General features: G+C 48.7%; 15 protein-coding genes. 4 read left to right on the forward strand and 11 right to left on the reverse strand.

Annotation, left to right across the window (positions count from 1 at the left end; translation table 11 throughout):
• Positions 1-56 precede the first annotated feature (56 nt).
• The 3 genes from EPV75_RS02700 to EPV75_RS02710 form a co-directional block, all read right to left on the reverse strand.
• On the reverse strand, positions 57-659 hold the full coding sequence (locus EPV75_RS02700; RefSeq protein WP_128384377.1) for a flavin reductase family protein: 603 nt from the start codon (positions 657-659) through the stop codon (positions 57-59).
• 9 nt (positions 660-668) lie between these two features.
• Positions 669-1,424 (reverse strand): YdcF family protein, encoded by a 756-nt coding sequence (locus EPV75_RS02705; RefSeq protein ID WP_318779050.1) that lies wholly within the window; start codon positions 1,422-1,424, stop codon positions 669-671.
• Between the two features lie 78 nt (positions 1,425-1,502).
• Positions 1,503-2,804 (reverse strand): sensor domain-containing diguanylate cyclase, encoded by a 1,302-nt coding sequence (locus EPV75_RS02710; RefSeq protein WP_128384379.1) that lies wholly within the window; start codon positions 2,802-2,804, stop codon positions 1,503-1,505.
• 271 nt (positions 2,805-3,075) lie between these two features.
• On the opposite strand from EPV75_RS02710, the gene clpB reads away from it, so the two are divergent.
• Together clpB and EPV75_RS02720 are read left to right on the forward strand one after the other, a co-directional pair.
• Positions 3,076-5,640, forward strand: a complete 2,565-nt coding sequence (gene clpB, locus EPV75_RS02715; protein WP_128384380.1) for an ATP-dependent chaperone ClpB — start codon at positions 3,076-3,078, stop codon at positions 5,638-5,640.
• 269 nt (positions 5,641-5,909) lie between these two features.
• Positions 5,910-6,182 (forward strand): hypothetical protein, encoded by a 273-nt coding sequence (locus EPV75_RS02720; RefSeq protein ID WP_128384381.1) that lies wholly within the window; start codon positions 5,910-5,912, stop codon positions 6,180-6,182.
• Here EPV75_RS02720 and EPV75_RS02725 read toward each other — a convergent pair.
• From EPV75_RS02725 to EPV75_RS02760, 8 genes are all read right to left on the reverse strand, one after another.
• On the reverse strand, positions 6,172-7,329 hold the full coding sequence (locus tag EPV75_RS02725; protein ID WP_128384382.1) for a YeeE/YedE family protein: 1,158 nt from the start codon (positions 7,327-7,329) through the stop codon (positions 6,172-6,174). The genes EPV75_RS02720 and EPV75_RS02725 overlap by 11 nt on opposite strands.
• A gap of 264 nt (positions 7,330-7,593) precedes the next feature.
• The gene (locus tag EPV75_RS02730; RefSeq protein WP_128384383.1) at positions 7,594-8,250 is read right to left on the reverse strand and encodes a carbonic anhydrase; all 657 of its coding nucleotides are present in this window, start codon (positions 8,248-8,250) and stop codon (positions 7,594-7,596) included.
• A gap of 121 nt (positions 8,251-8,371) precedes the next feature.
• Positions 8,372-8,791, reverse strand: a complete 420-nt coding sequence (locus EPV75_RS02735) for a hypothetical protein (protein ID WP_128384384.1) — start codon at positions 8,789-8,791, stop codon at positions 8,372-8,374.
• Between the two features lie 30 nt (positions 8,792-8,821).
• Positions 8,822-11,086: a nitric oxide reductase activation protein NorD gene (locus EPV75_RS02740; RefSeq protein ID WP_128384385.1), complete on the reverse strand. Its 2,265-nt coding sequence runs from the start codon at positions 11,084-11,086 to the stop codon at positions 8,822-8,824.
• A gap of 167 nt (positions 11,087-11,253) precedes the next feature.
• A complete protein-coding gene (locus EPV75_RS02745) occupies positions 11,254-12,054 on the reverse strand; it encodes a CbbQ/NirQ/NorQ/GpvN family protein (protein ID WP_128384386.1) in 801 nt (266 codons plus the stop codon).
• Positions 12,055-12,509: 455 nt separating this feature from the next.
• Positions 12,510-13,910 (reverse strand): ribulose-bisphosphate carboxylase, encoded by a 1,401-nt coding sequence (locus tag EPV75_RS02750; RefSeq protein ID WP_029939712.1) that lies wholly within the window; start codon positions 13,908-13,910, stop codon positions 12,510-12,512.
• A gap of 252 nt (positions 13,911-14,162) precedes the next feature.
• On the reverse strand, positions 14,163-15,107 hold the full coding sequence (locus EPV75_RS02755; RefSeq protein ID WP_029939713.1) for a LysR substrate-binding domain-containing protein: 945 nt from the start codon (positions 15,105-15,107) through the stop codon (positions 14,163-14,165).
• 54 nt (positions 15,108-15,161) lie between these two features.
• Positions 15,162-16,088, reverse strand: coding sequence for a LysR family transcriptional regulator (locus EPV75_RS02760; RefSeq protein WP_029939714.1), 927 nt, complete (start codon positions 16,086-16,088; stop codon positions 15,162-15,164).
• Between the two features lie 222 nt (positions 16,089-16,310).
• Between EPV75_RS02760 and EPV75_RS02765 the strand changes: the two genes are divergently transcribed.
• Complete coding sequence (locus tag EPV75_RS02765; RefSeq protein WP_029939715.1) at positions 16,311-17,729, forward strand: form I ribulose bisphosphate carboxylase large subunit; 1,419 nt, start codon at positions 16,311-16,313, stop codon at positions 17,727-17,729.
• A 27-nt stretch (positions 17,730-17,756) separates the two neighbouring features.
• Positions 17,757-18,110, forward strand: a complete 354-nt coding sequence (locus tag EPV75_RS02770; protein ID WP_029939716.1) for a ribulose bisphosphate carboxylase small subunit — start codon at positions 17,757-17,759, stop codon at positions 18,108-18,110.
• The last annotated feature ends 292 nt before the right edge of the window (positions 18,111-18,402 follow it).

Here is an 18,402-nt window from a genome sequence, read left to right on the forward strand (position 1 = left end):
ATTCAAAAACCGCCAGGCCTGGCGGTTTTTTTGTATTTGAAAGGGCTGGTTTGAGCTCAGGGGCGAGCTAATGCAAACCGATCTCGTGTGGTGGAGTAGAGGTCGCCGCCGAGTTTGCCGATGGCATCGAGTTGGTCGGCTTGTATCATGCCGTCCTGAACGATGGCGTCGTCGATAAAAATATTGACCACGTCGAGCAGGATCAGCGTGCCGCCGGTGGGTTGGTCGGAAATTGGTAGAAGTTCGCGTAGTTTGCATTCGTAGCGCACCGGCGCGTTGGCGACGCTCTTGGCGCGGACTTTTTCGCTGTCGCAAGCGGGAATGTCGGCGGCGGTGAATTCGCTGGTTTCCGGTGGTAGGGCGGCGCAGGAGGCGTTCATTTTGTCGGCCATCTCGGCGCTGACGATATTGACCACGGCGTCACCGGTTTCTTTCAGGTTTCGTAAGGTGTCTTTTTCCTGTTGGGTTTGCGGCATCACGTGGGTAATGGTGAGCACCGGCGGAGTGACGCTGGCAACGCTGAAAAACGAATAGGGGGCGATGTTATCTGTGCCTTGTGCGCTGAGGGTGCTGACCCAAGCGATGGGGCGGGGAATGATACCGCCGACCAGCATTTTATAGGTCTGCAGTGGTTCCAGTTGGGCGATGTCGTGGTGCATGTGTGTTCCTTATTCGGATGCGTTGGATTCGGGCGCTTTGGGTTTGGGGAACCAGTCCGAACTTTTCCCTGTCCAGTAATAGGCCGTTAGGCCAATCCATTCTTTCCATGCGGGTTCCAATGATTTTAAGTGGTCGAAAAAGTCTAAGTCGATTTTTCGGTATTCGTCGCTGTTGGAGCGGAAATCGACCGGATAAGCGATGACGTGGATGCCTTGTTTGTTGGCGATTCCGACGGCGCGTGGCATGTGAAACGCGGAGGTAATGAGCAGGTAGCGTCCATCGGGTTTCGGCAGTAAAGGGTGAACGTTTCGGAAGTTCTCATAGGTGTTGCGCGAGTCGGATTCGATAATGATTCGATTCGGTGCAATATCCAGCGCCGTGAGTAATTGGCGCGCCAGGCCGCCTTCTTTTTCCGATTGGTTTTGTAATTGGAGCGAGCCACTGCCGCCGGTGAAGATGACGGGAGCCTCCGGGTAACGGGTGGCCATCTGTTTGGCAGCGATGTAGCGGTCGCCGCCCAAACCGAGTTCCGGGGTTTGCCAGCTTAAGCTGCGTTTTAAATCTTCGCCGCCGCCCAGGACCAGAATGCCGTCGATTTTGGCTGGCATAGGATTAGGCGTGGCGAAGCGTTTTTCCAGTGGCTGGATTAACAGGTCGCCGACCGGGAAGGCTAAAATAATCAACGCAATCAAGCCGGTGGGTAACAGGATTTTTTTGGCGGTTCGGATTTGGTTGAACAGCAAGAAAAGGATTCCGATAATCATTAATATGATAATCAGGTTGCTTGGGCTAAGCAGCGCCCAGGCGACTTTTGAGAGAACGAAAAAAACGTGATCCATAGTTTAAGCTTGAGACAGTTCGTTGGCTAAAATGGTTTGATTGCGCCCGTTTTCCTTGGCGGCATAAACCGCCTTGTCGGCTTGGGCGATGATGTCTTCGAAAGTGTCACCGTTGCCCGGATAACCGGCCAGGCCGATACTCAAGGTGAACGGTAGAATGCCGATGCTGGGCCAGTCCGCGCTTTCAAATGCCTGGCGCAGTTTCTCGGCAATGACTTCGGTGTCTTCCAATTTGGTGTTGGGGAAGATAATGACGAACTCTTCTCCTCCCCAGCGATAAATGTAATCGGAGCTGCGAATGGCTTGCTGAAGGAGCTGGCCACCGAAGACAATGGCTTCGTCGCCCTTTTGGTGGCCGTGCATGTCATTGATGCTTTTGAAGTCGTCGAAATCCACGACGGCGAGACTCAGCGGCATCTTATTGCGTTTCGACAGCGCCAAGTGGCGTTGTGCCTGATTTTCGCCTTCCCGCCGGTTCGGCAACTGGGTGAGGAAGTCATTGGCCGCCAAGGCTTCCAGTTGGAATTGCAGTTGTTTGCGTTCGGTGATGTTTTGTACCATGCCCACCATGCGGAGCGGTTTGCCGTCATCACCGCGTTGGCAAACTTTGCCCCGGTCATGTACCCACAGATAATGGCCGTTTCGGTTGCGGAGGCGGTACTCCACTTCGTAGACGCCGCGCAAGCCTTGGTGATAATCCTGCATGACCTGCATGACCATTTGCAGGTCGTCCGGGTGGACATTGCGGGTCCAGGTTTCAATGACGGGCTCCATTTCGTTCGGGCCGTAACCGAGCATTTTTTTCAGCTGCGGACTGAAGAACACATAACCGGTGTCCACTTCCCACTCCCAAAGACCGTCCGAGGCTTCATTCAGAGCAAACCAGATACTGTTCTCTTTGGTTTGCAGGTCTTTTTCCAGCGCCAGGCGTTTGTTAACGTTGCGGGCGATGGATAGAAAATAAGTTTGGCCTTGGTGTTCAAAGTGGGTGGTGTTGATTTCAACCGCAATTTCGCCGCCGTTTTTATGGAGATGACGGCCAACGAAAGTATAGGTTTTGTGGGCTTGGATAACTTGGGCAATTTCATCCCATTGTGGCTGACCGACGACATCTTTTTGCAAGGAAAGTACGGAATGATTCAGGACTTCATGTTTTTCAAAGCCGAGGTCTTCATAAGCGGCGCGATTGCACCAGAGAATATTGGATGTTTTCGGTTCCAGCAGATAAACGCCGTCGGCCAAATTGTCGAAAAGTGTTTCAAAATCCGGGTGTTCGGTCTGGTGTTCGGTCTTTTGGGTTGCCATTTATGGGGCCTGTAAATCTCCACTCCTTTTGCGTTTGCATGCATCAGCAGGGATAAACGCCAGAAGTGCCTTAGTGTCAGGGTTGCGTAATTTTATTTAGTATTATTTATTTTTTGATATATCAATATGATATACGATATGAACTTAACTTTAACCTTAATATTTCCCTTTTTCACTTGAAAATGTTTTTTTTGTCCATATCTTTAGTTTAGATCAATAATCCTTGCAGGTTAACGGCTTAGACAAGGTTAGTTTAAGGAGAATCTTAAGAATGATGGATAAGTTTACATCTCAGTTCCAGTCTGTTCTGGGGCAGGCACAATCCATGGCGCTCGGTCTGGGGAATCAGTTTATTGAACCGCTACATATTCTATCGGCACTGCTGGCCGAGCAGGCGTCTTTGTTGCAGCTGGCCGGTGTGGATGTGACGAAGCTTAAAACGTCCGTAGATGAAAAACTGCCAGGCCTGCCGAAAGTGTCCGGACACGGTGGCGATGTGCAATTGTCGCAAAACAGCGGACGTCTGCTCAATTTAATGAATCAAATCGCACAACAAAAAGGCGATGCCTATATTGCCAGTGAATTATTTTATTTAGCCGCTTTGCAGTCCAACGACTCGATTAAGGATTTGCTGAAGCAGGCCGGTGCCACGGAACAGAATATCGAAGCGGCCATTGACCAAGTAAGAGGAGGCGAAACCGTGCAGGACCCGAATGCGGAAGAAAACAGACAAGCGTTGGATAAGTACACTTTGGATTTAACCGAGCGTGCGCGTAGCGGTAAGCTGGACCCGGTCATCGGTCGTGATGACGAGATTCGCCGTGCCGTTCAGGTGTTGCAGCGCCGTACCAAAAACAATCCGGTGTTGATCGGGGAGCCGGGTGTCGGTAAAACCGCCATCGTGGAAGGCTTGGCACAACGGATTGTGAACGGTGAAGTCCCGGAAGGTCTGAAAAACAAAAAACTGCTGTCGTTGGACTTGGCCGGTTTGCTGGCGGGTGCCAAATATCGCGGTGAGTTCGAAGAACGCCTGAAAGCTTTGTTGAAGGATCTGGAAAAACAGGAAGGCTCCGTCATTCTGTTTATCGACGAAATCCATACCATGGTCGGCGCCGGGAAAACCGAAGGGTCGATGGACGCCGGAAACATGTTGAAACCGGCGTTGGCCCGTGGGGAATTACACTGTATCGGCGCCACCACCTTGGACGAATACCGTGAAAATATCGAAAAAGACGCCGCGTTGGAACGTCGTTTCCAAAAAGTGATTGTGGACGAACCGAGCGAAGAAGACACCATTGCGATTCTGCGTGGTCTGAAAGAGCGTTACGAAGTGCACCACGGTGTGGCGATTACTGACCCGGCGATTATCGCCGCGGCGCATTTGTCGCAACGTTACATCACCGATCGACAACTGCCGGATAAAGCCATCGACTTGATTGATGAAGCCGCGTCGCGCATCCGTATGGAAATCGACTCCAAGCCGGAAGAGATGGATAAACTTGACCGTCGCTTGATTCAGTTGAAAATCGAGCGTGAAGCTCTGAAAAAGGAAAAAGATGACGCGTCTAAAAAACGCTTGACTGTCTTGCAGGAATCCATCGACGAGATGGAAAAAGAATACGCCGATCTCGAAGAAATCTGGAAAAAAGACAAGGCTGCCTTGCAAGGGGCCAAGCAGTATAAAGAAGAACTTGATAAAGCCCGTATCGAAATGGACGCGGCGCACCGTGAAGGGAACCTGGGCCGCATGTCCGAGTTGCAATACGGCGTGATTCCGGATTTGGAAGCCAAAATCAAAGCGGCGGAAGAAGCGGAAAACGAAGCGGAAGGTCAAGTGCATTTATTGCGCAATAAGGTCACGGAGGAAGAAATTGCCGAAGTGGTGGCGCGTTGGACCGGTATTCCGATTTCCAGAATGCTGGAAGGCGAGCGCGATAAGTTGCTGCGCATGGAAGAAGCGCTGGGCGCGAAAGTCATCGGGCAGCAGGAAGCCGTGTCGGCCGTGTCGGATGCGATTCGTCGTTCCCGCGCCGGTTTGTCGGATCCGAACCGTCCGAACGGTTCTTTCCTGTTCCTTGGGCCGACCGGGGTCGGGAAAACCGAGTTGACCAAAGCCTTGGCCGATTTCCTGTTCGACACCCAAGACGCCATTGTGCGTTTGGACATGTCGGAGTTTATGGAGAAGCATTCCGTGGCCCGCTTGATTGGGGCGCCTCCGGGGTATGTCGGTTATGAACAGGGCGGTTATCTGACTGAAGCGGTGCGCCGTAAACCGTATTCGGTGATTTTGCTGGATGAGGTGGAAAAAGCGCACCCGGATGTGTTCAATATCCTGCTGCAAGTGCTGGACGACGGTCGTTTGACCGATGGGCAAGGGCGTACGGTGGACTTCAAAAATACGGTGATTGTGATGACGTCCAACCTAGGGTCGCATATCATTCAGGAAAAAGCCGCCACCGCGACTTACGATGAAATGAAGCAGGATGTCATGGAAGTGGTCGGCAGCCATTTCCGTCCGGAATTCATTAACCGGATTGATGACATTGTCGTGTTCCACCCATTGGATCAGGCACAAATTCGTGCGATTGCCGATATTCAGTTGAATCATCTGCGTGCGCGTTTGGCGGACAACGATTTGCAATTGGAAATCGCTGGCAGTGTGCTGGATAAAATCGGCGAAGCCGGTTTCGATCCGGTCTATGGGGCGCGACCTTTGAAACGTGCGGTGCAACAATTGGTGGAAAACCCGTTGGCGCAACGTTTGTTGAAAGGGGAGTTCGCTGCGGGTGACACCGTTCATGTCGGATTGACGGATGGTGAAATCGACTTTCATTAATCGAACCCCGACACGAGTGAGCCGATGGGTGCCTTGTTGATGTGAGGAAGGCATCTTATGTGACCGCCGGAAAAGAATTTTTCCGGCGGTTTTTTTATGTCCGAATTTCCCTGAAAACCGCCAGGCCTGGCGGTTTTTGAGTATTTTGAAGCCATTCGTTTGCATGGCCTTTGGCGGCTGATATGAATGACAAACGTGATTAAATTGACTTTTAGCGCGCAATAAATAAAATGATAATTGTTATCATTAACTTTTTTGGGAGTGAGACGATGAACCGAACCGTTGAGCCAAATGCACGGGTCTCCATCGACTTGGATTGGGACAAATTATTGGAATTGATGCAGAGTGGTGCCTTGTGTGGTGCGGACATTCATGTGTCCGACCGGGAGTCCAAGGCGTTGATTCAGCAAGCTTGTTTGAAAAGTTGTGCGCAGAAAGTCTGTGCCGGGTGCGACATGAGTGACCTGTGTGGCGTGGGGGCCTGTCCTTCAGGTCATTCTGTTTCTGAACAGGTCGTGACCACGCACCCTTTTAATCTTTAAACAATCTCGGTTTAAGGTAAATGCCTGCGCTGTTGCCGGCCAAGGCCGCCAAAGCCCAGAGCCAGCCGTGTAAACTGCCGGAACCAATGCCGCTGAAAAAAGCACCGATATTGCAACCGAACGCGATAACGGACCCGTACCCCATAATAAACCCGCCGACAATTGCCATCAGATGCGGTTTGAGCGTGAACTGGGTCGCTTCTTGACGAGCCGAGCGCGCCAGTAAGGTGACCAGCAATGCGCCACTAATCAACCCCAGCGTGGTCAGACTGACGGTGTCTTCCAACAACGGCGCTTCCTGGCGGCTGAAATGGGTGATGCCGTAAGACCAGAACGACCAGTCCAGTGGCAATTGCAGTGCGTCACTGATTTTCAAACCCCAGTAAGGAAACACATTGGCAATCGACCAAGGTTGGCCGCTGAGGATGAGTAAAAACGCATTCAGCAGCGCCAGCACCAAACCTGCTTTCAGCCAAGGATGCCAATCGGTGATTTTCCAAAAAGCCGAGGTATTGAGACGTGACAGTTCGTCAAAATGATTCTTTTCCTTTAAGATTGCCAGCCAGTACAACACACCGATAAAGCCCAGTTGCAATACCAAGCCTTGTATTAAACCGAAGGACTGTAGCATTGAAACCGGTTGCAGTGCCGGTACGGCGCGCCAGAATTCACTGTGGTAAGCGGCCAGCGTGCCGCCGATCAACAGAAAGAAAAAACTGGTCAGGGATAACGGCTGTAACTGTCCCATTTTGTTGAAGGTGCCGGAAGTGCAGCCGTTGGCCAGCTGCATGCCGATACCGAATAGGAAGGCACCGGCGACGACGGAAAGGCTTAATGGTTGCACGAATCCCTGTAACGCCAGCCCGTTAAATTCCCCCAGGCTCAAGAGCAGAAAAAACAACACACTGGTGAACGCCAGCATCCATAATACGGCGCGAACGCCGAGGGTGCGGCCTTGTGTTAACAGTTGATGGGAGCAGGTGCGGAAACCGAATTGGAAATAGTTTAAGCTGGCACCCAGCAGGGCGCCAACCAGGAATAAAGATAAGTGGTTTTCCGATAACCAGAGGCTGACCGCCAGCAAAGGCAGCAATAACCACCAGACGGCAGCTTTGGGTAATGGCGTGAGGGCAAGTGTGCGTAGCATGTATTCGTCTTCTCAATCGTGATTTGAGAAGGCATTATAGAGGCGGGGGCGGCGGTAAAAAAATCATTCTTTTATATGTTGGCATTGTGTTTGGTTATGAAAAATATTGCTAATATGCTGATGTGCTAATATCCGGTGTGGACTGGCCGCACAGTCCTTTGTGCGACTCGATCAAATAGTCCAGGCAACGTGATTGAAGTGGAGACTGCATCAAGGGTTGATGCAGACCTTCCTGAGAGGTAAAGAGGGATTGCCGTTTAAGTTTTAATCAGCCGTTGCGCGTACAACGGCTTGTTCGGCCGCGTCCAGATTGTCGACACTGATGTCCAGGTTCTTCAAGCGCCCGTCTTTGATGTTGTAGATAAAACCGTGCACCGCGAGGGACTGGCCTTTTTTCCAGGCTTTCCGTACCGCCGGAACATGGCAGATATTACGCACCTGCTCCGCGACATTGATTTCACACAAACGATTGACGCGTTCTTCATAAGGCAATGCATCCAGCTCGGTTTGCTTGCGTTGGTAGTATTTTCGAATCGGACGTACCCAATGGTCAATCAAGCTGGGGTTGCCTTCTTCCATTGAGGCGATCACTCCGCCACAGCCGTAATGGCCATTGACGATAATGTGTTTGACCTTCAGGATTTCGACGGCGTATTGGATGACCGACAGCACATTCATGTCGCTGGAGTTCACCAGATTGGCGATGTTGCGGTGTACGAAAATCGTGCCTGGGTCCATTTTGACCAGTTGGTTGGCGGGCACGCGGCTATCGGAGCAGCCAATCCACAAATATTCGGGTTTTTGTTGGTGGGAGAGGGTTTCGAAGAAGTGGGGGCGCTCGGCATTCACTTCGTCCACCCATTCTACGTTGTTTTGTAACAGTTGTTCAATCGGGCTGTTACAGTCGCATTTGTCGCACATAATTATCCTTTTGGAGAAGTTTTGGTCGTGGTTAAGACAATACAAGCTTCTTCAAAAGATGGAATTATACCGATAATATCCAGTAACGGATAAAAACTGATCTGAATTTATCGCGGGAAAGTCAAAACCAAGGATGGTTAATTGGCGGGGTGGCTTTCGGTTGTTGTGATTTTCCTAATCGATAAGCGGCTTTCAATGCTTTAGCTGTTTTATCATTCCAGTTAAGCTGATGCTTTTGGGCGATGTCCTGTAAATACGCATCCGATCCAATTTGTTGATAGCGTTCAAGAAACGCTTCAACCGGCATGGGTAATACTATTTCAGCGGCATCAATACGAGAATCGAAATGAATGACTTCGATTTCACTCGATTCCAGCATCTCAAATTTATAAGAGATGACGTCCAGTTGATTCTGTTGGGCGATTCGACTGGGGAGCTGTTGTAAAAACAGGTCGATATCATCAATATAAGGGGGTAAATCGACATCTGATTCATAGCAAAAGGTTTCGCCCCGAAAATCAAACGTCGAACGCACTTTCATGGTTGACTTCATAGAAATTTCCTAGAGCCTTTAGTTTGTCAGCTTCATAAAGACTTGCGGCAATTGCTCCGGCAATTTATCCACATGGTCTATCACCGTATATTGATTGCCGAAGATATCCGAGACATATTCATCTGCGTTCGGGTCAAGTGTGATGCAGTAGGAATAAATGCCTTGCCCCTGCAATTCTTCGACCGCCTTATGGGTATCCTGAATCAATGTTTGCGGGTCTTTTGAATCAATGTCCGCCGGTTCCCCATCGGTTAACACCAGCATTAACTTTTTCTCCGCTTTTTGCGCTTCAAGATAATGTGCGGCATGACGCATGGCCGCGCCCATTCGGGTCGAAAAGGACGCTTCCAATCCGGCAATCCGTGCTTTCACCTCATCGTTATAACCTTCCGAATAACCTTTAATGTGCTGATAGCGCACTTCATGGCGGGTGTCGGAACAGAAACCGGCAATTGCAAATTTATCGCCTAACTGCTCAACGGTCCAGGCGGTAATCGCCAAAGCTTCCTCGGAAAGTTCCAACAACGTCTGGCCCGTTTCCGGATTACGTTCATTCAACGATTGAGAGGTATCCACCAAAAGCATGACCGCAATGTTGCGACTGTCGGTGGTGTGGCTGTAGTTGATACGTGGATCGGGGGCGGACCCGCTTTTGAAATCGATGATGGAACGAATCGCCACGTCCAGATCCAACTCTTCGCCTTCTTCCTGAAAACGAATACGCTTTTTGTTCTGTGGCTTAAGCATTTCAATCATCTTTTTCAGACGATTGGCCAAGTCACTGTGTTTTTCCATTAAGCGATCGATTTTACTGGCTTGTCCGGATGGATGCAGACGCTCGTAAACGGTGGTCCAATCTGGCCGATAGCCTTCGGAGATATAATCCCATTCATCGTAATGACGTGGCGGTAGCCCACCTTCATTGTCGATTTTCGGCTCTTCGTTCTCATACTCGTTCGGCATGATTTCGTCTGACTCATCATACTCTTCGTAGTAGAACCAGATATAACGGTTATCGTCGCGGTAAGACACTTCGGTATCATCAAAGAATACCGTTGGTTGGCTGTCCGAAGACTGCTTACGAGTTTTGACATAGAAGTCGATACCCAAATCGGCCATATCCGCAGTGGTCGACTCTTCACCTTTTTCAGCCATGATTGTATGAAAGCGCTCACGGAAACTTTCCAACAATTCATTCTGAGGGTCAAAGTCCTCATCCAACAAGGCGCGAGACATACGCGTTGCACGATAGCGCAGACACGACATTTTCTGATCGTCACAGGCACCTTTTTCAGGGTAAGGGTGCAAGGATAAGAACAATTTTTTCAGACCTGGATAACGTTGAATCGCCAGGTGTTCAACACGACAGTCTTCAAATATCGAGATAAACAATTGCATATGGGGCGCATAGTTATCCGCCATCAGCTGTCCGGACCATTTTTTATGTGCCATCATATGTGCCACCGTGGCTCGATAGCGGTCGGTACCCGACACGCCATTTTCTGCGTCATAAACATCCGGTACCGCAATGATGTCGTCATCCAGATAAGGCACCGGCTTGCGCAATTGGTCAAAAGCCGTTGCAAAGGTTTGGAAAGGCAAATCGCAGTCCCACATGCACTCTTTCAACATGTCCATATGACGTTCAACGTCTTTGAACGTGGTGCCTTTGCGCTCGCGGGTGATAATGCTTTTGGCGTCATGCGACTCCAATTTAAAGTAAGCAATCTGTTCTTCCGGTGCATTCAGGTAATTGCGCGCCCCATAATCGATGAAGTTACGGATACCGTTGAGACACAGTTTGGAAATCAGTTGTGGCATGGACTCTAACAGAGCAACCATTCCCGGGCTCTCATACAAAGAGTGATGACCGTGGATAACCGTCTGCGTCTTTTCGACATATTCATCGATAATTTGCAGATACAGCTCTAAATCTTCAGTTCGGTCAATGCGTCGGCAAACATGGCCAAGCGTTGATAAAAACGGAATCAAGGCTTTTTTGTTGGGGCTTCGTGCCAGCAGATAGCTGTAATTGGCAATCATTTTATTGGTGCCTTGACCAAAGTGAGAGGCGATGTCCGGCATCACTTCCATAAACACCAATACCGGTTCAACGCCTTGGCCGATTTTACAAAGGAAGTTCGCTCCTTCTAAATAGGCCTCGACCCCTTGTGGCGATAATTTCGACACGGCATCGTTTAATAAATCGGGGAACAGCTCGACCGCTTTCGGAAATTTACAGGTAAATTTGTCCTGATATTCAGCAAATAATTCTTCATTCATACATAAACATCTCGTTCAGTTGAAAGTATCTCTTCTAAAAAGAGAAATCATAAGTTTGGTTCGCCGAATTTTCGTGCTGAGCAAGGCGAGAATAAGGGAGTGTATAAGTTATACACGACCGTTTCTAACGAAGCGCAGCGCGAAAATTCGGATGAAACAATTTATGATTAGCCGAAAATCATTTCAATTGCGTTATCCAGCGTTTGGCGAATGTCTGCATCATCGGTAATCGGGCGCACCAACGCCATTTTACACGCTTCGACAGGGGTAATGCCTTGGTTGATCAGGGTGGCGGCATAGACCATCAAACGGGTAGAAATCCCTTCGTCCAGACCATGACCTTTCAGGTTGCGCGCTGTTTCACCGATTTGAACCAGCTTCTTCGCGGTGGCCTCGTCAACGCCACCTTCTTTTTGCAGAATGTGTGCTTCGACGTCTGGCGCGGCATAATCAAAGTCCATGGCACAGAAACGTTGTTTGGTGGATTGTTTCAGGTCTTTCATCAAGGATTGATAACCCGGGTTGTAGGAAATGACCAATTGGAAATCCGGGTGGGCTTTAATCAGCTCGCCTTTTTTATCCAAAGACAGTTCACGGCGGTGGTCGGTCAAGGCATGGATTACAACCATGGTATCTTGACGGGCTTCGACAATTTCATCCAGATAGCAGATGGCGCCGTAGCGTGCGGCCATGGTGAGTGGGCCATCGACCCAGCGAGTGCCTTCGGCGTCTAACAGGTAACGACCGACTAAGTCCGCCGCGGTAATGTCTTCGTTACAGGAAACGGTAATAATCGGTTTCCCCAGTTTCCAGGCCATGTGCTCAACAAAGCGAGATTTACCACAGCCGGTTGGGCCTTTGACCATGACTGGCAAGCGCGCTGCATAAGCGGCTTCGTAAAGTTCAATCTCATTCGATTGTGCATCGTAAAAAGGTTCGTTGTCGATTTTGTACTGTGAAATATCCATCTGAGTTCCCCGAAAACTTTGATTGATAATAAGAGAGCTTTGCACCCAAAGGGTATAAACACGAGATGGATTCACGGCTAAAAATGGCTAAAATTTTCCTGAATGTCGTTGAAAAACTCGTTAATAGCTAGCTATTAACTTCGTTTTCCGCCTAATTCAGAAAAGTTTTATCTCATTTTTTCCTCGCGTCCCACTCGTGCAAAACTCTCAATAAAAAAGAAGTTATTTGAGCTTGATAAACCACCAGGCCTGGTGGTTTTTAAGCGAATTTAAGTGTTGATAAAATCATTTTGGTTTAATGTCTATGAAAGCAAAACGCTAAACGAAAAGGATTTGAATTTGAGTGATTGGGTAAAAAAACCTCAGCCTAAAGCTGAGGTTTTTAAGTATCCATTCAAATTGATGGGTAAAGTGGCTTGAGGCACGATGTGTACCTCAAGCGGCTTTAACATCAATTACTTGTGGACACCCAATTTTTCTCTCCAGCCTGGGAAGATTTTGTCTGCATCGCTTGGGAAAGATTCGAATGCACGAGCAAATTCTGGGTGCTCTTTAGCGTATTCGATTGGGTCTGCACCCGTTTTCCAGCACTCGTATGCTTGACCCAGTGACGTACCACCAGCAGCAGGAGAATCGATGTGACCGAAGGAACCACCACCACAAGTGTTGATGACGTTACCGTGACCTAGGTTTTCGAAGAAACCAGGTAGACGTAGTGCGTTCATACCACCAGAGATGATTGGTGTAGTTGGCTTCATACCGTACCACTTCTGATAGAAGTAGTGACCTTGACACTCGTCACGCTCAAGCATGTAAGCCAGTACGCGCTCATCACCGTGACCTTCCATTTTACCGTAACCCATCGTACCAGTGTGGATACCAGAAGCACCCATTAGGCGAGCTAACTTCATGTAGCATAGTGGATCCATACCCATAGGTGACTTATAAGAAGTCAAGGCACCGTGACCAGCGCGGTGGAAGTGTAGGTATGTATCTGGGAAGTTACGACGAGCCGTGGTGACACCTGCTGGACCGGTTACGAAACCGTCAACTAGGAAAGCAACGTGTTTTTCGTTACCGTATTTAGCGAATTCACCTAGGATGTATTCACCACGCTTGATCATTTCTTCGTGGAAGTCAGCTGTTACGTTTGCAGAGAAAAGCTTCGCTTCACCTGTTTCTTGCTGTGCACGATCCATTGTCTCTGCAACCATTGGAATAACCGTTTCCATTGGGCAGAAAGGTTGGTTAGCTTGTGGCTCATCGTTTTTGATGAAGTCACCACCCAACCAGAAGTCATAACACGCCTTAGCGAATGGTTCAGGACGTAGACCTAGTTTAGGCTTGATGATCGTACCCGCGATGTAACCACCGTCAACTTCCGGACGGCCTAGTACTTTCCATAGGTCGGAAATGTCAGTGGCTGGGCCGTCGAATTTCTTAACCATTTGCTCTGGCACCAAGAAGTCCAACATACGAAGACCTTCGTGGTCACCCATACCTTGGTTGTTCCCTAGGATCAAAGACCACATGTGAGATACATTGTAGTGACCATCGATTAGGTTTGGATCGAATAGATCGACTGGGTAAGCGATCTTCATCAGACCACCTTTGTCACCAAACGCCGCTTCGTCAACTTCATATACTAGAGCGTCAACACCACGAGTGAAGTCATCAGTAGTAGAGACTTCAACGTTAGTACCGGTTGAAGACTCAGCAGCAACGTGAGCAGCAACTTCTAGGAAACCATAACCAGCGGCAGGTTTTAGACGGTATGCAACGAGAAGGTGATTGCCATCAGCAATCAATTTTTCTTCAGATAGAGTTAAGTCAGCGTAACGATTCGACTGATCCATTGTTTTTACCTCTTTTTTGGGGCGAACCTCAAAGGCGGTTTCCCCTTAATTTTTGTTGAATCATTTAGTTAAATAATCCAACCCCGAAAACTTGAAGGGTCATTATAGAGAATGGATGGATAACTTCAAATCAATAATTTTGATTAAAAGTATAGATATAAGGCTATGCAAAATGATGTTTTGCCAAGACGAAAAGCAATAGTTAGGCTATTTGGCAGGCTTGCAATCAATGGGTTTTAATTGAGTGAACGGCTAGCGGAATTTATTAAAGGCCAGCTCACTGAGTTTTTCGCCTTCTTTTTTCAGTAGTTCAATCAGCTTCTCGGCCGCAATCGACAGAACCTTACCTTTGGGGTAGGCGAGATACCAGTGACGGTTGATCGGAAACCCTTTGACATTCAGGATGGCGATTTTGCCCTGGTTGATTTCTTCCATCAGGGTCGGTACGGATGCGACGGTAATGCCGAGGTTTTGCAATAAGCCCAAGCGAATCGGTTCATTGCCCCCCAGTACCATTTTGATATTGGGTTGAAAGTCGAAGTCTTCGAAAACTTTTTCGATTTGCGCGCGAATGCCGGAACCGGTTTCACGCATTAGGAAAGGTTCGTCGACCAAATCTTGAATGGAAAGCTGTTTACCGACCAGAGGATGGTTGCTGTTCGCGACGAAAGCCAAGGGGTTGACGGACAGCTGCGAGGATTCGACATTCAAGTCTTCCGGCGGTTGGCCGAGCAGGTAAAAGTCATCCTTGTTCTGGTTGATACGTTCCAGCAAACTCTCTTTGTTCCCCACGCGCATAATGACGGTGACGTCCGGGTAAGCCTGGGTGAATTCATGAATGACTTTCGGCACGAAATATTGCGCGGTGGAAATGACCGTCAGCTTGACGCTACCGCCGGAAAAACCTTTCAGGTGATTGATTTTCTGCTCGGCGATGGAAAGTTGTTGCAGGATGTTATTCGCCGCTTCGTACAAGGCTTGGCCGGCTTCCGTCAAGTGTACTTTGCGCCCGATTTGTTCGAATAATGGCGCTTCAAGGATGTCGGAAAGTTTTTTGACCTGCATGGAAACGGTCGGCTGAGTCAGGTGCAACTCTTCCGCCGCTTTGGAAAAGCTGTTGTGCCGCGCGATGCTTTCAAATACCTGCAGTTGACGGAGCGTGGCATTGCGCGCCAACAGCGAAATTTTTTCAGGCATGACACTCCTTTATGTTCAGTCTATACCGTTATATACAATCCGTTATGATTTGCTTTAACGGGTGTCGGACATGACCAGTAGTTTATTGATGTCCACGGATTTCAGGAAGTCCAAAAACGCCACGGCCGGTGGCATCAGAACCTTATCTTGCATCTTGGCGATGTACCAATCTCGGCTGAGCGGGAAGCCTTGCACATCTAAGACTGTTAAATGACCGTATTTGGCTTCAATGCGAACCGCATGGCGCGGAATGACGGAAATGCCCAGGCCTGCCATGACGCCCTGTTTGATCGATTCGGTGCTGCCCAGTTCCATATAGGGTTGAATCACATAATTCTCTTGTGCCAAGCGCTCTTCCAATGCAATGCGAATGCCGGAACCGCTTTCGCGCATCAGGAATTTTTCGTTGACGATTTCGCTTAATGGAATTTGCTTGTGTTTTGCCAGCGGATGGTTGGGCGGGGCCACCATGACCAGTTCGTTTTTGAAGAACGGGAAGGCTTCCATTTTCAATTCCGCCGGAACACGCCCCATGACCGTTAAATGGTATTGGTTCTGTTTCAGTTCGTCCAAAATCCGGCGTCGATTGACGACGGTGATGGATGGCGTGACGTCCGGATATTTATTCAAAAACGCTTTTAGCACATAAGGGATGAAATACTTGGCCGGGGTGACAACCGCCAGCTTGAGTTCACCTTCTATGCTGTCTTGTTCATTACGAATGTAAGCCGTGAGATCCTTCAGTTCGCCCAGTATGTTGGTGCAGGTTTTGAACATGTGTTCGCCGGCAGATGTCAGGTAAAGTTTTTTGCCGATGACCTCGATGAGTTTGACATCGTTGTTTTCTTCCAAGCGTTTAACCTGTACCGAAACGGCCGGCTGTGACAAGTTGAGTTCTTCAGCCGCTTTGGTATAGCTTAAATGCCGGGAAACCGCTTCGAAAATTCGGATTTGTTGGGCGGTGATATGGAGATTATGCATTTTATTTCTCGGAAGGTGAAAAAATAAGCTATTGAAAGAAAAGGATTTTTTGTTCAATCATAACCCTTTGTTTATAGATTGTATAACAAAGACTGAGTTTTAGGCCAGAGTAATTTGGATAAGATACGAACCACTGGAAACGCAAGCGTCTAACCACGTAGCAACATGAAGCGTTTTTTCAGACTCTTTTCACAACTAACTTTTATAACAAAGAGGTAAAAGATGGCTAAGACTTATAACGCCGGTGTAAAAGAATACCGCGAAACGTATTGGATGCCTGATTATGAGCCGAAAGACTCAGATTTTCTAGCATGTTTTAAAGTAGTCCCACAAGATGGTGTACCACGTGAAGAAGTGGCCGCTGCGGTAGCTGCGGAATCTTCAACAGGGACTTGGACCACTGTATGGACTGACTTGTTGACCGATTTGGATCACTACAAAGGTCGTGCTTACAAAATTGAAGACGTCCCAGGTGACGATTCTGCTTTCTACGCGTTCATCGCTTACCCAATCGACTTGTTCGAAGAAGGGTCTGTTGTAAACGTATTCACATCTTTGGTTGGTAACGTATTCGGCTTTAAAGCACTGCGTGCTTTGCGCTTGGAAGACGTTCGTGTTCCGCTTGCATACGTGATGACTTGTGGTGGACCACCACACGGTATCCAAGTTGAGCGTGACAAGATGGATAAATACGGTCGTCCGATGTTGGGTTGTACCATCAAGCCTAAGCTTGGTTTGTCTGCGAAAAACTATGGCCGTGCCGTATATGAATGTTTGCGTGGTGGTCTTGACTTCACGAAAGATGACGAGAACATCAACTCTCAACCGTTCATGCGCTGGCGTGACCGTTTCTTGTTCTGTCAAGAAGCGATTGAAAAGTCAGAAGCGGAAACCGGTGAACGTAAAGGTCACTACCTGAACGTTACCGCTCCAACACCTGAAGAAATGTATAAGCGTGCGGAATTCGCAAAAGAAATCGGTTCTCCGATCATCATGCACGATTACCTAACCGGTGGTTTCACAGCGAACACAGGTTTGGCGAACTGGTGTCGTGATAACGGCGTTCTGCTTCACATTCACCGCGCAATGCACGGTGTAATCGACCGTAACCCACACCACGGTATCCACTTCCGTGTGCTGGCGAAAGCACTTCGTCTATCCGGTGGTGACCATCTTCACTCCGGTACCGTTGTTGGTAAATTGGAAGGTGACCGTGAAGCGACTCTTGGTTGGATCGATCTTATGCGTGACAGCTACATTGAAGAAGATCGTTCACGCGGCATCATGTTCGACCAAGACTTCGGTGCAATGCCTGGTGTTCTTCCGGTTGCTTCCGGTGGTATCCACGTATGGCACATGCCGGCCTTGGTTTCCATCTTCGGTGATGACTCCGTTCTTCAGTTCGGTGGTGGTACTTTGGGTCACCCATGGGGTAACGCAGCGGGTGCGGCCGCAAACCGTGTGGCTCTTGAAGCGTGTGTTCAAGCACGTAACGAAGGTAAGGAAGTCGAGAAAGTCGGTAAGGAAATCCTTACTGAAGCGGCTAAGCACAGCCCAGAACTTAAAATCGCGATGGAAACATGGAAAGAAATTAAGTTCGAATTCGATACTGTTGACAAACTAGACGTTTCTCACAAGTAATCGATTGTTAAATTCAGGAGAAAAAACATGAGTACAGTACAAGATTATCCTTCACGTCTTTCTGATCCAGCATCGCGTAAGGCAGAAACCTTTTCATACCTGCCGAAGATGTCTGATGAGCAAATCAGATCGCAAGTAGAGTACATCATCAGCAAGGGTTGGAACCCGGCTGTTGAGCACACTGAGCCAGAAAACGCTTTCTCTTACTTCTGGTATATGTGGAAGCTTCCAATGTTCGGTGAAACCTCTGCGGATGCCGTTTTGGAAGAAGTAAACGCGTGTATCAAAGCCAACCCAAACAACCACGTTCGTTTGATTGGTTATGACAACTATGCGCAGTCTCAAGGTGCCAACATGCTAGTTAAGCGTGGTGACATGTAAAATGGTTTAAAACGCCCGCCAGCAACCCAAGTGCGTTGTTGGGCGCGGCTCGAAATCCTCATGTGCTCACGGCACACTCCGGTTTCTGCGCTGCGTCCGCCTAGCCCTTGAGTAACTGGCGAACGTTTTAATTCCATTTGTTTGCTGGCTGATCGTTTCAGTCAGCTACAAATTTAAATCGCGGTTTAGATTTTTGTTTGAATCGCGTCCGTTTCCCCTAGCCAAAAGCGACGGGAAGCGGCTATCGAATTCCGGTGGTTGCAAGCTTCGTTTTGCAGCCGCCAACCTTGTT

It is taken from the genome of Hydrogenovibrio thermophilus (genome assembly GCF_004028275.1).
GTDB lineage: Bacteria > Pseudomonadota > Gammaproteobacteria > Thiomicrospirales > Thiomicrospiraceae > Hydrogenovibrio > Hydrogenovibrio thermophilus.

Excerpts from the sequence above, each read along its gene's own strand:
- EPV75_RS02730 (WP_128384383.1), bottom strand. The coding sequence starts at position 8,250 with ATGTGCGACAAATGCGACTGTAACAGCCCGATTGAACAACTGTTACAA.
- EPV75_RS02770 (WP_029939716.1), top strand. The coding sequence starts at position 17,757 with ATGAGTACAGTACAAGATTATCCTTCACGTCTTTCTGATCCAGCATCG.
- EPV75_RS02750 (WP_029939712.1), bottom strand. The coding sequence starts at position 13,910 with ATGGATCAGTCGAATCGTTACGCTGACTTAACTCTATCTGAAGAAAAA.
- clpB (WP_128384380.1), top strand. The coding sequence starts at position 3,076 with ATGATGGATAAGTTTACATCTCAGTTCCAGTCTGTTCTGGGGCAGGCA.
- EPV75_RS02755 (WP_029939713.1), bottom strand. The coding sequence starts at position 15,107 with ATGCCTGAAAAAATTTCGCTGTTGGCGCGCAATGCCACGCTCCGTCAA.
- EPV75_RS02740 (WP_128384385.1), bottom strand. The coding sequence starts at position 11,086 with ATGAATGAAGAATTATTTGCTGAATATCAGGACAAATTTACCTGTAAA.
- EPV75_RS02745 (WP_128384386.1), bottom strand. The coding sequence starts at position 12,054 with ATGGATATTTCACAGTACAAAATCGACAACGAACCTTTTTACGATGCA.
- EPV75_RS02705 (WP_318779050.1), bottom strand. The coding sequence starts at position 1,424 with ATGATTATCGGAATCCTTTTCTTGCTGTTCAACCAAATCCGAACCGCC.
- EPV75_RS02700 (WP_128384377.1), bottom strand. The coding sequence starts at position 659 with ATGCACCACGACATCGCCCAACTGGAACCACTGCAGACCTATAAAATG.
- EPV75_RS02760 (WP_029939714.1), bottom strand. The coding sequence starts at position 16,088 with ATGCATAATCTCCATATCACCGCCCAACAAATCCGAATTTTCGAAGCG.
- EPV75_RS02725 (WP_128384382.1), bottom strand. The coding sequence starts at position 7,329 with ATGCTACGCACACTTGCCCTCACGCCATTACCCAAAGCTGCCGTCTGG.
- EPV75_RS02765 (WP_029939715.1), top strand. The coding sequence starts at position 16,311 with ATGGCTAAGACTTATAACGCCGGTGTAAAAGAATACCGCGAAACGTAT.
- EPV75_RS02735 (WP_128384384.1), bottom strand. The coding sequence starts at position 8,791 with ATGAAAGTGCGTTCGACGTTTGATTTTCGGGGCGAAACCTTTTGCTAT.
- EPV75_RS02710 (WP_128384379.1), bottom strand. The coding sequence starts at position 2,804 with ATGGCAACCCAAAAGACCGAACACCAGACCGAACACCCGGATTTTGAA.
- EPV75_RS02720 (WP_128384381.1), top strand. The coding sequence starts at position 5,910 with ATGAACCGAACCGTTGAGCCAAATGCACGGGTCTCCATCGACTTGGAT.